A 13,323-nucleotide genomic window follows, 5' to 3' on the forward strand; every position below is an offset into this window, starting at 1 on the left:
CGGGCCAGCGGGACCCGCTCGGCCCGGCCCTCCCGGTCGGCCGCCACTGCCACCGTGGCGCCGGCGGACGCGGCGGCGCCGGACGGTGCCGGCGAGGCCGACGCGGCCGCCGGCGCGGCGGCCACCATCACGACGAGCGTCGCCACGCTCGCCATGATCGCGTACAGGCGTCTCATCTCATCCTCCTTCTCGCCCCGGCGTCGCTCGCCGGGGGCGGGTCATCGACGTGCGGATTCCGCGGCGACCACGGCCCGGGCCCGGGGCACCGCGGCCTGTTCCAGCCGCTCTCGGGTCGCCACCTCCCGCCGGTACGCCGCCGTCAGGTCCGCGCGGTGGCGGGCGTCCAGCTCGCGGGCGGTGGCCGCCAGGCCACCGGCGGCGCAGCGCGCCTCGGTCACCGCCGCGGCCACCTCGGCCGCCCGTCCCCGGGTGACCACGGCCTCGCGCAGCTGGTCGGGGGTGTCCACCGGGTATCCCTGCTGCCGCACACAACGCGACCAGGACCGCAGCGCCGCCGTCCAGGCCGGGTCGGCGAGCACCCGCCGCTGGCGCAGGTACGACAGGTTGGCGACCACCTTGCTCGTCCGGTACCAGGCGGGCAGGTCGCCGTAGAGCTGCCGTTGTGCCTCGGACGTGCACCCGTCGGCGCTGCGCCGGACCACGCCGCCGGACGGCACCCGGGCCTCCAGCCCCTCCGGCCGCGCACCGTTGAGCGCGGCCAGCGCCGCGACGCGACGCTCGGCGGGCAGCGCGGCGAAGTACCGCTGGTTGGGGTCGGCTCGCCGGCGCTCGTCGGTCGCCGCCACCAGGTCGGTGCCGAACCCGTGGGCCCGGGCCCAGGCGACGTCGTCGACCACGTACGGGAACGAGCGCAACTGGTCGGCGGGGGCGGGCGGCACCACCCACAGCTCGAACCCGGCCCGCCGCATGCACTCCCGGGTCAGGAGCTGCTCGGCCAGCCCCAGCACCCGGCGGTCGTCGGCACCCACCCCGCCCGTCCGGCCGGGTGACGCGGGGACCGCCGAGCCGGCCAACGGCAGCGCGACGGCGGCGACGGCCGTGGCGGCCAGCCAGGCCCGCAGCCACCGTCCGCGCCGCCGGGATCTCGGAACTCGCATGCGCCGAGCACACCAGGGCGCTGTTCCCTTCCCGTACCGGCGGCGTACCGCCTCCGGTCCCGGCCACCGCTGGTGCCCGGCACCACGTCGCGGCGACGGCGTTGCAACCGCCGCCGGGAGACCACGCGTGTACCCCACTGTGGAAGATCTTGCGAAGCTGTCCGGGCCGCCGCCGTGGGCGGGTGGCCGCCGGTGCCGCCGTGGATGTCGGCGTGGTCCGGGCCACCCGATGTGCGGGTCGTGCCAGACCGACCGCGGGGAGTCCGAGGGTCGGCTCGGTTCCGCGCGTCCAGGGAACGGAGTGTCGACGACCCGTCACGTGCCGTCGCCACCGACCGTCACCCGCCGCGCCCTGCTGGGCATGGTGGCGCTCTCGCCACTGGCCGGATGCGCGGACGCAGAGCCGCCCGCTGCCCCCTCCTCCGCTGCCGCGCCCTCCGGTCCCTCGTCCTCCCCGCCCGCCGCCCCCACCGCCGCGGCGGAGGTCCGTCACGAACGCCTGGTCGAGTTGGAACGGAGGTTCGACGTACGCCTGGGGATGTATGCCCTGGCCACCGGCACCGGCGTCACCGTCGCCCACCGGGCGGACGAACGGTTCGCGTTCTGCTCGACGTTCAAGGGACTGGCGGCAGCAGCGGTGTTGGCGAACAACCCGCTGTCGCATCTCGACACGGTCGTCAGGTACACCGAGGACGACCTCATGAAGAGCGCCGTCATCACCAGGAGGCACGTCGCCACCGGGATGACGATCCGTCAGGTCTGTGACGCCGCCGTCCGCTACAGCGACGGCACGGCCGGCAACCTCCTGCTCCGCGACCTCGGCGGGCCGGCTCGACTGACGGCGTACGTGCGTGGCCTCGGCGACACGGTCACGCGGATGGACCGGGTCGAGCCCAAGATCGTGTCGGCCGTCCCGGGAGACCCGCGCGACACCACGTCTCCCCGGGCGATCGGCACCGACTACCAGCGGATCGTCCTGGGTGACGCGCTGCCGGCCGACAAGCGCGCCTTTCTCCGGGACCTGTTGGAACGCAACGCCACCGGCGCCGGCGCCCGACGCGTCCGGGCTGGCGTACCGAAGGGTTGGACCGTGGCCGACAAGACCGGGACCGGCGACTACGGCACGGTCAACGACATCGCCGTCGTGTGGCCCCCGGGCGCCGCGCCACTGGTCGTTTCGATCATGTCCAGCAAGGCCACCCGGGACGCCGGGTACGACCAGGCCGTCATCGCCGAGGCGGCCGCGTACGCGGTGGCCACCCTCACCTGAGCGGTGCGTCGCCGCCGGCTGACGCCGATCGTGACCACCACGGTGACACCGAGGTCAGCGCCGCGCGCCCGCCGCCACCTTGTGGCCAAGGTCTGAATGATGATTCAATTCTTGCGTGGTCTACCGGAGCACCGACCGTGTGAAGGCTCGGCTGAGCGCGTCCCGGGACCGGATCATCGTCGCCGCCCTGGAGATCATGGCCGGGCACGGGTACGCCGGCTGTTCGGTCGCCGCCGTCGCCGAGCGGGCCGGCATGGCGACCGGCAGCGTCTACCGCCACTTCCCCACCAAGGCCGACCTGTTCGCCGAGGTGTTCCGCACCGCCTCCCAGCGGGAGGTGGACGCGGTCGCGCGCGCGGCAGCACTGGAGTCCACGGTCGCCGCGCAGGTGTCCGCCGTCATCGAGACGTTCTCCGGCCGCGCGCTGCAGTCCCCGCGGTTGGCGTACGCCCTGCTCGCCGAGCCGGTCGACCCGGCGGTCGACGCCGAACGGCTCGTCTTCCGCCGGGCGTACGCCAAACTGATCGCCGGCTACGTCGCGGCCGGCGTGGCGAGCGGTGAGCTGCCCCCGCAGGACCCGGAGCTGACCGCGACCGCTCTCGTCGGCGCCCTGGCCGAAGCGATGGTCGGACCGCTGGCGGCCGGGGTCGCCGGCCCGAGCACCATCCCCAGCCTGATCACGTTCATCCACCGTGCGATTGGAGTATCGCCGTGACGACGCACGAGGTTCTCAACCAGGTCCCCCCGCTGGCCGGCTACGACGCGGCGGACGACCCGGCGCTGCTCGACGGGCTCGCCCGGGAGGGTGCCGGGTGGGCCACCGCGGAGCTGCACGAGCTCGGCCGGATCGGCGGCACCGAGCAGGCGATCGAGTACGGGCGGCTGGCGAACGAACACCCGCCGGTCCTGCGCACCCACGACCGCTACGGCCACCGGATCGACGAGGTGGAGTTCCACCCGGCCTGGCACGAGCTGATGCGCACCGCGGTCACGCACGGGCTGCACGCCGCGCCGTGGGCGGACGACCGGCCCGGCGCACACGTGGCCCGGGCCGCCAAGTTCTACACCTGGCGCCCCGACGCCGGGCACGGCTGCCCCGTCTCCATGACGTACGCGGCGGTGCCGGCGCTGCGGCACAACCCGGAGCTGGCCGCACGGTACGAGCCGCTGCTCACCGCCGCGACGTACGACTTCGGGCTGCGCGCGCCGCTCGGCAAGCGGGGGCTGCTGGCCGGCATGTCGATGACGGAGAAGCAGGGCGGCTCGGACGTACGCGCCAACGCCACCACCGCCCGCCCGGAGCCGGACGGCACCTACCGGCTCCTCGGGCACAAGTGGTTCACCTCGGCGCCGATGTGCGACGTCTTCCTCACCCTCGCCCAGGCGCCGGGCGGGCTCACCTGCTTCCTCGTGCCGCGCGTCCTCCCGGACGGCACGCGCAACCCGATGCGGCTGATGCGCCTGAAGGACAAGCTCGGCAACCGGTCCAACGCCTCCGCGGAGGTCGAGTACGAGCACGCCGTGGCCTGGCGCGTCGGTGACGAGGGCCGTGGCGTGCGCACCATCATCGACATGGTCAACCTGACCCGCCTCGACTGCGTCATCGGCGCGGCGGCCGGGATGCGCCAGGGCGTGCTCACCGCCGTCCACCACGCCACCCACCGGCAGGCCTTCGGCCGGTACCTCGTCGACCAGCCGCTGATGCGCAACGTCCTCGCCGACCTCGCGGTCGAGTCCGAGGCCGCCACCGTCCTGATGATGCGGCTCGCCGGGGCGACCGACCGCTCCGCGCGTGGTGACGCCGACGAGACCGCGTTCAAGCGGCTCGCCCTCGCCGTCGGCAAGTACTGGGTCTGCAAACGCTGGCCGGCGCACGCCGCCGAGGCCCTGGAATGCCTGGGCGGCAACGGCTACGTCGAGGAGTCCGGCATGCCGCGGCTGTTCCGCGAGTCGCCCCTGAACTCGATCTGGGAGGGCTCCGGCAACGTCGCCGCGCTGGACGTCCTGCGCGCCCTCGCCAAGGAACCACAGGTCATGGAGGTGTTCCAGGCCGAGGTGACCGCCGCCGCCGGTGCCGACCCGCGGCTCGACGCCGCCGTACGACAGGTGCGGGCCGACCTGGCCGACCACGGCGACCTCGAACTGCGGGCCCGCCGCGTCGTCGAACGGCTGGCGCTGGTCCTCCAGGGCTCGCTGTTGGTGCGGCACGGCCACCCCGCCGTCGCCGACGCCTTCTGCGCCTCGCGCCTCGGCGCGGACCACGGCCACGCGTTCGGCACCCTGCCGCCCGGGGTCGACTTCGCCACGATCATCTCCCGCGCCGTGCCGAAGGTGGGCTGAGGCCGCCGCGGCACCCCCACGATCCGGATCCGGCGCGTCACAGCGATTCGACGACCTCCGACTCCTGAGGAATGCCCCGGTCGACCACGACCGGCGGCCCGTCGGGTCGGCGCCACGCCCGATAGTCCCGGAAGGACATGGGGAGGCCACGCGCGGCGAACGGATCCGCGGAGTCCATGACCTGGATGTGCAGGTGCGGCTGCGTGGAGTTGCCCGAATTGCCGCAGTCGGCCACCTCCCGGCCGGCCGCGACGGGCTCGCCCTCGCCCACCCGGATCGAGCCGGCGCGCAGGTGGGCGAGCACGACGTACGCACGACGGCCCTCCAGCTCGAGGATCACGTGGTTGCCGGCGAGCGCGCCGGCGCCGCCGCGCGCCCGGGACGCCTGGGTCAGGGCGTAGGGCACCCGCGCGAGCGGTGACCGCCGCGCCACGTGGTCCGCCTCGCCGTCGTGGACCGACACCACCCGGCCGGCGGCGGGCGCGAGGACGGGCTGACCGAACGCGAAGAACCGCTCCACCGGCTCCGTGGACAACAGCGAGCGCCAGTCCCGCGTGGTCGCCGTGTGCCGGCCCCGCACCGCGACGAAGTCCATGGCGTACGTCGTGGCGAACAGGTGGGTGCCGTGGCTCGGCACGCGCCGGGCCGGGCTGTTGCGCGCGAGCCACGGGCCGCGGAACGGTAACGTGAGCACGACGTGGTCGAGAGTGGAGATCGTGAACCTCCCGTGTCACCTGTGCGTCGCCACCCGAAACTCTACCGGTGGACCGCCGTCAACGACGTGAGCCGGGCGTGCCGGCCCCGTCTCCCGAGTGGGGCAGGTCGGTCAACCACCGGTCCAGGGCTGCCGGCGAGCGGAACAGCAGCACCGGCGGCCCGGTCGGGTCGGCCTGCCAGGCCCGCATCCGCCGCCGGGCCCGGCCGAACGCGGTGAGGTGCCACACCAGGATCGAGTCCCGGGACAGCACGCTACCCAGCGACTCGCGGTTGCCGTTGCAGATCTCCTCCCCCGTCCGCAACCGGCGGACGGTGCGACGCAGCAGGCGCCCGAAGGAGCACCAGCGCGGGTAGTCCAGGCCGACGACCAGGTCGGCGCGGGCCAGCACCACGTCCCGCCACCCGTGGTACGCGCCGTCGAGGATCCATCGGTCACGTCGGCAGATCGCCTCGATCCGGCTGCGCTGCTGCGCGACCGGCACCTCGACCCAGCCGGGCTCCCAGAGCAGGTCGTCGACGGGGTACCACGGCAGCCCCAGGTGCCGGGCCAGCCGCGCCGCCAGGGTGGACTTGCCGGCGCCGTACACGGCGTAGATGAGGATGCGCGACGGAGCGCTCATCGCGGCAGCGTACGTCGGCGGCGCCACACCGCCCGGTCCACCGTGTCCCACCCCGCCGTCAGGCTCGCCAGCCTGACCGGGGTGGCGGGACTATCCTCGCCGGATATGAGCCAACGCGTCGGTCCGGCCCAGCCACCCTTGTGGCGTGACCGCAACTTCGGCGCGTACTGGGCGGCGCAGTCGCTCTCCGCCGCCGGTGACTCGTTCGCCTACATCGCGGTGCCGCTGCTCGTGCTGCACGCGACCGGGTCAGTCGCCCAGATGGGCCTGCTCACGGCCGTGGCCGGCGCCGCCTCCGTCGGCGCGGGGGTCTTCGGCGGCGTCCTGGTCGACCGGTACGACCGACGGACACTCATGATCGCCGCAGACCTGGCCCGCCTGGTGCTCTACGCCCTCGTTCCCCTGGCCTGGCTCGCCGGCCCACAGATCTGGCTGCTCTTCGTCGTCCTGCCGATCTGCGAGGCGGCCGGCATGGTGTTCCAGGTCGCCGCGGTGACCGCGGTGCGCAACCTCGTCGACCGACACCGGATCACCGAAGCCAACGGACGGCTGCAGGCGACCTACGCGACGGCGGCCGTGGGCGGGCCGCTGCTCGCGGGAGTGGTGTCCGCCCGGTTCGGTTCCACGGCGGCCATCGCCATCAACGCGGCCAGTTTCGCCCTGTCGGCCGCCGGCCTCTGGCTGGTCCGGCTCCGGCAGCCCACCGAGGGGGAAGGGACCGACGGGGTGGGGCGGGAGACGCGACTGGCCGAGTTCCTGGCCGGCGCTCGGTTCCTCTGGCGTCAGCCCGTGCTCCGCTCGCTGACCATCCTGCTGTCGGTCTTCATCTTCCTGACGTACGGCTTCACCGACGTGCTCATCTACCACGTCAAGAACGACCTCGGCGGCTCCGACGGCACCGTCGGCACGGTGCTCGGGCTGGCGGCGCTGGGCACGATCGCCGGAGCGCTGCTGGTGGCGCCGTTACGCCGCAGGCGTGGCTTCGGCGTCACCTGGATCGGCGCGGTGGCGATGTCCGGTCTCGCCATCGCCGGCATCGGCGTCGTCGGGGACGTGCACGGCGTCACCGTGCTGACCGCGGTATACCTGTGCGGCGTCAGCGTGGGTGGGATCTGCTCGATGTCGCTGCGCCAGGAGATCACGCCCGATCACCTGCTCGGGCGGGTCACGTCGGCTTTCTGGAGCACGCACTACTCGCTCGGCCCGGCCGGTGCCGCGGTGCTGACCTGGGCCGCCGGCCGGTACGGCGTCACCGCGGTGACTCTCGTCGCCGGAACAGGGTGTCTCCTGGTCGCGGTCGGCGGAGTGTTCACGCCCATCCGCCGAGCCGGTTCGGAGCCGGTCGCCCACGAGCCGGAGCTTCAGCGGTCCGCAACCTGATCCGGCGCGCCGGTGTCCCTCGGGGCGCCGCCGACCACTCTTCCGTTCGGCCCGCACGCGGACTACGGTCGCTTTCACGTCACCAGGCTTCACCTCGTCGGCCTCAGGTTGTTCACTTCGGTCGCAGCGCCGCAACAACGAAAGGGGTCGCCGTCATGTCGATCAGCCACACCAGCGTCGGTGACTCCGACGCGAGCCCGGTCACCGTCGGGCACGGGCCACGCAGGGTGCTGGCGCTGCACGGCTGGTTCGGGTCGGCGCGGGGCTGGGGCTGGCTGCCGGAACTGATCGACGCGGAGCGCTTCACCTGGGCCTTCCTGGACTACCGGGGCTACGGCGCGCGCACGGGGGTCGCGGGCGACCACAGCATCGCCGAGATCTCCCGTGACGCCCTGGCCCTCGCCGACTCCCTCGGCTGGGACACGTTCTCGGTGGTCGGGCACTCCATGGGCGGCAGCGCCGCCCAGCGGGTGCTCGCCGACGCGCCGGGACGGGTGGAACGGCTCGTCGGCATCAGCCCGGTCCCGGCCGGTGGTGTTCCCTTCGACCTGCAGTCCTGGGCCCTGTTCGACGGCGCCGCCGCCAACCCGGGCAACCGGCGCGCCATCATCGACCTCACCACCGGCAACCGGCTGTCCGGCCGCTGGCTGGACGAGATGGTGCGGTTCTCCCTCGACCAGTCCACCCGGGAGGCGTTCGGCGCCTACCTCACCGCCTGGGCGCGTACCGATTTCACGGACGACGTGAAGGGCAACCAGGTACCGGCGCTCGCCGTCGTCGGCGAGCACGACCCGGCGCTGGGCGCCGACACGATGCGCGAGACCTGGATGCGCCACTACCCGAACGCCCGGCTGGAGGTCCTCGCCAACGCGGGGCACTACGCGATGTACGAGACCCCGGTGCGGTTGGTCACGGTGCTCGAGGACTTCCTCGGGCATTGACATCCTCCCCCGCCCTAAAGGCGCGGGATTCCCACCCTCGCGGGTTGGGGTTCCTGGTTCACCGCAGACCGCACGGAAGGTTGCCCTTCGTGTCTGACGTCCGCTCCGCAGGCGTTCTGCGTCTCGACCAGCCCGGCCGCGACGGCGATGTTCTGGGCGGCGTTGACGTCCCGGTCATGCCGGGTGCCGCAACCCGGACACGCCCAGTGGCGTGTGCCGAGGGGAAGCATGGCGAGCAGGTGCCCGCACGCCGAACACGTCTTCGACGACGGGTACCAGCGGTCCACCATGGCGAGGGTGCGGCCGTCGCGGTGCGTCTTGTAGGTGAGCAGGGCTCGTTTCTGGAAGAAAGCTGTCATGGCGGTGTGCTGGTGGCGCAGGGTCTGCTGCAACGGCACCGACGACACCTCACCCAGGAACGCCAGGTCGGGCTGCTTCTTCATCTCGGTCAGCGCCCGATCCGTCTCCGCGTAGGAGGTGGATCTCCGTTCGGCGTGCCAGCGGGCGTGACGAGCGGCGAGAGTGCGGTTCCAGACGACGCGTACACACCCGAACGTGCGGCTCAGCATCACCGCCTGCTCCGGGGTCGGGTACGCCCGGCACCTGTACGCCGTCCGCACACGACCAGTCCCGCCACACGGGACAGTCGTGGTTGACGACGCGTCCGCCATTCCTCCCCTCCCTGAAAGACGGGGCATCCTGGCGGTGATCCGGTGAGCCTCGATGCGGCGTCCCTGGTCGATCCCCGCACCTACGTCGACGGCGTTCCGTACGACCTGCTCGCCACGCTGCGCGCGACCAGCCCGGTGCTGTGGGTCGAGGAGCCGCCGCTGCTCGGGCTGCCCGGCGGTCCGGGCTTCTGGCTGGTGCTCCGGCACGCCGACGTGACGGCCGTGCTCAGGCAGCCGGGGCTCTTCTCGTCGGCACTCGGCGCCACCCAGATCCGCGACCCGGCGACCCCGGAGGACCTGGGTTACGTCCGGCGGATGATGCTCAACATGGATCCGCCGGAGCACGGCCGGCTGCGCCGGCCGGTCGCCCGCTCGTTCACCCCGCGCGCGGTCGCCGCCCTGGAGGCGTCGATCCGCGCGAACGCGGCGGCGCTCGTCGACCGCGCGCTCGGCGACGCGGACGAGGGCAGCTGCGACTTCGTCCGCGACCTCGCCGCCGACCTGCCGCTGCTCACCCTCGCGGACGTGCTCGGGGTGCCGGAGCGCGACCGCTGGCTGCTGTACGACTGGTCGAACCGGGTGATCGGCTTCCAGGATCCGGACTACGCCGTGTCCGCCGCCTTCGACCCGCGGGCCGGCACCGCTGCGGCCCGCGAGGCACTGCGGCACCGGCCGGTGCCGGACGCCGACGGCCGGATGCCGGATCCGCGCACCAGGGCCGGCATGGCCGACCTCTACGCGTACGCGCACCTGCTGGCGGAGTCGAAGCGCCGCGACCCGGGACAGGACGTCATGTCCATCCTGCTGGCGCACCGCGGCGACGAGCGGCTCTCGGTGGACGAGTTCGAGAACATGTTCTGGCTGTTCGCCGTGGCCGGCAACGAGACCGTCCGCAACGGCCTGCCCGGCGCGATGATCGCCCTGCTGGAGCATCCGGCGGCGATGGCGCGGCTGCGCCGCGACCCGGCACTGTTCGACACCGCGGTCGACGAACTGCTGCGCTGGTGGACGCCGGTGATGGTGTTCCGGCGTACCGCCACGGTGGACACCACCGTCGCCGGGGTGCCGGTGCGGGCCGGGGACAAGGTGGTGGTCTCGTTCGCGTCGGCCAACCGCGACGAACGGGTCTTCGCCGAGCCCGACCGGCTCGACCTCGCCCGTCACCCCAACCCGCACCTCGTCTTCGGTCACGGGCCGCACTTCTGCCTCGGCGCGCACCTGGCCAGGTGCCAGCTCCGTGCGCTGCTCCAGGAACTGCTTGCCCGCACCGCCAGCGTCACGTACGCGGGCCCACCCGACTACCTGCGCTCGAACTTCCAGCGCGGCGTCAAGCGCCTGCCGATCCGCTGGCGGCGCCGCTGATCACGCCCCGCCCCGCCGACCGGGGTGCAGTGCGTCCCGGTCGGGCGGAACCGGCCGGTTCAGGTGATGACGGGGCTGCGGCGCTCCAGCAGGACCACGTCGCGCCGGCGGCCGTGGTGACGGCACAGGGGTCGCGGCCTACCGGGGTGTTGCCGGTCGGCAGGGGAAGGCGACATCGACGCACGGCTCAGCGTCGGCCGCGGTGGCCCAGTTCTCGTCGTAGATCTCCCGCGCGGACGCACCCAGCCGCTGGTCGTGATCCCGGAGCCACGAATCCAGCGCGTCGTAGGCCCGCAGGATCGCCGGGTAGGCCGCCTCCGTCTTCGTCAGCGACACGTACGCCTGCCGGTGGGCTCGCTCGATCCGGACCCCCACCGACCCCTCGGGCTCCACCGGATCACCCGTCGGGGCGCACACCTCGACGGGCCCGTCGGAGTCCTCGGCGACCAGGCCGTGGTAGGCGACGAACACGGGCCCGGACAGCGTGCCGCCGGCGGCGGTCAGGTGGTCGAACAGCAGGCGTGTCGCTTCGGGCAGGAAGAACGGAAGGCGACCGGCGGTCACGTGTCGCTGGATGAAGATCACCTTCTGGGTGGGCACGTCGCGATACCGAACCCCGGACGCGACCCCCGGGGCCGCTCGATCGTCGAGGAGACCCAGCAGGTGGCGCACCAGCGGCCGACGGGCGTGGTGCGCGGCCTCGGCGTCGCGCCAGTACGCCTCCACCCTCTCGACCGCCTGCGGGCCGGGAAGTCCGAGCACCTCGGCAACGTCCGCCACGGGCATGCCGATCGCGCGCAGCAGGGTGATGCGGCGAGCCCGGTCGAGTTCCGCGTCGCCGTAGTACCGGTAGCCGTTCCGGGCGTCGACGTGCGCCGGGCGCAGCAGTTGCCGCTCCTCGTAGAGGCGCAACGCCTTCGTGCTCAGTCGTGACCGATTCAGGAACTCACCGCTCGTCAACCACCGTGGCATGGGCGGGAGTCTGCCCTCCGCCCCAGGGGCGGGGTCAAACAGCCAAGTGTCGATCATCGGCCGGCATGACCCACCGGTCGCGCCAGCCATCGCCCCCGTCACCTACCGCAACGGCGGCTCCGGCCACTCTTCCCGCCCAGGCACCACCGGCGGGATCGTGAGGGGGCTTCGCCTCAGTCACCGTCGCCGTCGCCGCCGCCACACCCCCCGGTGTCGCCCAAGGTCGCCAGCCACAACAGGCCGGCCGGGGTCGCGGCCTGGGTGGTCACGACCTGGTCGAGGCGTACGCGTGCCGGCAACCGCCGGTACTTCTCCGCGCCGCCGGGATCCTGCGTCCTGCGCGGCGTGTCAGGCTCCGACATGAGGGGATCTCCTCTCGCACAACTCGATGGGTCGCTGGCCGTCTGATGGCCTGTGTCACGTCATCCCGGCACGTCGGCGGGGTCCACGGAGAGTTCCCGGGTGGCCCGCTGCGCCAGTATCGCCAGCGGCGCGCACACCACCAGCAGGATCGCTGCCTCGGCAGCGCACACCGCTGTCACGGCAGCAGATGCGCCGTCCCGCAGGACGTAGTCGGCGACGGACACGCCGCGCAGCGCGAGGGCAGCAAGCCCCAGGAACAGGAGAGTCAGCGGCCAGTGGGCTGCCCGGGCCACTGCCGACGCGCGCAGGACGAGGTAGGCGATACCCGCTGCGGACACCGACAACGCGCACAGGCCCGGCCAGTCGAGTGCGGCGAATCGCAGCTCCTGCTCCACGGGAAGTGTCCACATCCCGATGACGTACAGGGGGCTCAGGAGGACACCGGCGACGAAGGCACGGATCCAGGTCCGGGTGCGCACGGGCGGAGCCTCCCGATGGAACGCCACCAACGCCAGCACCAGGCCGGTGTTGACGAGCACGATGAGCCAGGTGGTGGGGGGCGTGCCGCCAGGCAGGAACATCGCCTCGTAGGTCCTGGCGACCCAGTCCGCGACGAGGGGCACCGCCGCCAACCAGCGGGCCGGCCTGGGCTGATTCACCGCGAGCGCGACGAACGCGGCGATCGCGAACAGACCAAGGGGATTGAACGCCAGGCGCCACGGTGCACCGGGCAGGTCGAACACCGGCTCGGTGGGCGGCGTCGGCAGCGGCAGAAAGTCGCCGGCGAGCCAGGGCATGACGCCGATCTCCACCGCCGCCGTGACGGCATGGAAGAGCAGGCCGAGCAGCGCCACCGCGCGGATCGCATCGCCCCGGAGCCGCGACCTCGGCTCGGCGCCGACGCCGCCGAGCCGAAGCCGCGTCGCAAGCGCCAGGACGCTGAGGACTTCGCCTCTGTCCGGCCGGCCGTGGTCCCGGAGGTACGCGGCGTCCTCGGTGTCTTCCTCAGCGCCGACACACTCCAGGAAGGTGCGGACCATGTCGTCCTCCCACCTCCGGCGATAGGAGGCTGGCAGAAGCGTCAGCAGCCGGCGGTACCGCTGCTCCAGGCTGCTCGTCATGCCGCACCGCCGGCGGCGGGCCGCCACACACCGAGCCTTTCAGCGGCCGCACGGGCATTGGCGGCTTGGCGGTCAGCTTCCTCCGCCAACGCCCGCCCGCCGGAGCTGGTCAGCCGGTAGTACCGCCGGAGCCGACCCTGCTGCACCTCCTCGCGGTCCAGTTCCACCAGACCGTCGGTGACGAGCCGGTCGAGCACGCCGTAGAGCGTGCCCACCCTCAGGTGCACCCGCCCCCGCGACAACTCCTTCACCTCGTTCACGACGCCGTAGCCGTGGCAGGGCCCACCGGCCAGCGCTGTCAGGACGAAGAACGCCGCCTCGGTCATCGGTCGAGTCGCCATGGCCACAATATATCGGGAGACAGGATATGCGTCCAGCCGGACATATCTGGAGGCACGCTGACGCGGCCGGCGAACGCCGGGTGAGGTCCGGGGTCCGCCGCCTCGAC

The 13,323-nt window shown here is 73.0% G+C and carries 14 protein-coding genes; 6 read left to right on the forward strand and 8 right to left on the reverse strand.

Annotated elements, in window-relative coordinates; all coding sequences use genetic code 11:
* Window positions 1-218: 218 nt before the first annotated feature.
* Window positions 219-1,118 carry a hypothetical protein gene (locus AB0L34_RS17490; RefSeq protein WP_363705457.1) on the reverse strand — a complete coding sequence of 300 codons (900 nt, stop codon included), beginning with the start codon at window positions 1,116-1,118 and terminating at the stop codon, window positions 219-221.
* 301 nt (window positions 1,119-1,419) lie between these two features.
* On the opposite strand from AB0L34_RS17490, the gene bla reads away from it, so the two are divergent.
* From bla to AB0L34_RS17505, 3 genes are all read left to right on the forward strand, one after another.
* Window positions 1,420-2,388: a class A beta-lactamase gene (gene bla, locus AB0L34_RS17495; protein ID WP_363705458.1), complete on the forward strand. Its 969-nt coding sequence runs from the start codon at window positions 1,420-1,422 to the stop codon at window positions 2,386-2,388.
* Window positions 2,389-2,527: 139 nt separating this feature from the next.
* Complete coding sequence (locus AB0L34_RS17500) at window positions 2,528-3,103, forward strand: TetR/AcrR family transcriptional regulator (RefSeq protein WP_363705459.1); 576 nt, start codon at window positions 2,528-2,530, stop codon at window positions 3,101-3,103.
* Window positions 3,100-4,728: an isovaleryl-CoA dehydrogenase gene (locus AB0L34_RS17505; RefSeq protein WP_363705460.1), complete on the forward strand. Its 1,629-nt coding sequence runs from the start codon at window positions 3,100-3,102 to the stop codon at window positions 4,726-4,728. The genes AB0L34_RS17500 and AB0L34_RS17505 overlap by 4 nt, the downstream gene beginning before the upstream one ends.
* A gap of 37 nt (window positions 4,729-4,765) precedes the next feature.
* Here AB0L34_RS17505 and AB0L34_RS17510 read toward each other — a convergent pair whose 3' ends face one another.
* Both AB0L34_RS17510 and AB0L34_RS17515 read right to left on the reverse strand, forming a co-directional pair.
* Window positions 4,766-5,422, reverse strand: coding sequence for a M23 family metallopeptidase (locus AB0L34_RS17510; protein WP_363705461.1), 657 nt, complete (start codon window positions 5,420-5,422; stop codon window positions 4,766-4,768).
* Between the two features lie 79 nt (window positions 5,423-5,501).
* The gene (locus AB0L34_RS17515) at window positions 5,502-6,065 is read right to left on the reverse strand and encodes an adenylate kinase (protein ID WP_363705462.1); all 564 of its coding nucleotides are present in this window, start codon (window positions 6,063-6,065) and stop codon (window positions 5,502-5,504) included.
* Window positions 6,066-6,170: 105 nt separating this feature from the next.
* On the opposite strand from AB0L34_RS17515, the gene AB0L34_RS17520 reads away from it, so the two are divergent.
* Window positions 6,171-7,445, forward strand: a complete 1,275-nt coding sequence (locus tag AB0L34_RS17520) for an MFS transporter (protein ID WP_363705463.1) — start codon at window positions 6,171-6,173, stop codon at window positions 7,443-7,445.
* Window positions 7,446-7,600: 155 nt separating this feature from the next.
* Window positions 7,601-8,386, forward strand: a complete 786-nt coding sequence (locus tag AB0L34_RS17525) for an alpha/beta hydrolase (RefSeq protein WP_363705464.1) — start codon at window positions 7,601-7,603, stop codon at window positions 8,384-8,386.
* A 14-nt stretch (window positions 8,387-8,400) separates the two neighbouring features.
* Here the strand turns inward: AB0L34_RS17525 and AB0L34_RS17530 are convergent, their stop codons facing one another.
* Window positions 8,401-9,084, reverse strand: a complete 684-nt coding sequence (locus tag AB0L34_RS17530; RefSeq protein ID WP_363705465.1) for a transposase — start codon at window positions 9,082-9,084, stop codon at window positions 8,401-8,403.
* Window positions 9,085-9,099: 15 nt separating this feature from the next.
* On the opposite strand from AB0L34_RS17530, the gene AB0L34_RS17535 reads away from it, so the two are divergent.
* On the forward strand, window positions 9,100-10,419 hold the full coding sequence (locus AB0L34_RS17535; protein WP_363705466.1) for a cytochrome P450: 1,320 nt from the start codon (window positions 9,100-9,102) through the stop codon (window positions 10,417-10,419).
* Between the two features lie 138 nt (window positions 10,420-10,557).
* Here the strand turns inward: AB0L34_RS17535 and AB0L34_RS17540 are convergent, their stop codons facing one another.
* From AB0L34_RS17540 to AB0L34_RS17555, 4 genes are all read right to left on the reverse strand, one after another.
* A complete protein-coding gene (locus AB0L34_RS17540) occupies window positions 10,558-11,391 on the reverse strand; it encodes a MerR family transcriptional regulator (protein ID WP_363705467.1) in 834 nt (277 codons plus the stop codon).
* 173 nt (window positions 11,392-11,564) lie between these two features.
* A complete protein-coding gene (locus AB0L34_RS17545; protein ID WP_350706072.1) occupies window positions 11,565-11,753 on the reverse strand; it encodes a hypothetical protein in 189 nt (62 codons plus the stop codon).
* A gap of 60 nt (window positions 11,754-11,813) precedes the next feature.
* Window positions 11,814-12,875 carry a hypothetical protein gene (locus AB0L34_RS17550; protein WP_363705468.1) on the reverse strand — a complete coding sequence of 354 codons (1,062 nt, stop codon included), beginning with the start codon at window positions 12,873-12,875 and terminating at the stop codon, window positions 11,814-11,816.
* Entirely contained in the window at window positions 12,872-13,216 is a 345-nt protein-coding gene (locus tag AB0L34_RS17555) for a PadR family transcriptional regulator (protein WP_363705469.1), read from the reverse strand. Before AB0L34_RS17555 ends, AB0L34_RS17550 begins: the two co-directional genes overlap by 4 nt.
* Window positions 13,217-13,323: the final 107 nt, after the last annotated feature.

The sequence above is a fragment of the Micromonospora sp. NPDC052213 genome, assembly GCF_040679695.1.
In the GTDB taxonomy this organism is placed as follows: Bacteria; Actinomycetota; Actinomycetes; order Mycobacteriales; family Micromonosporaceae; genus Micromonospora.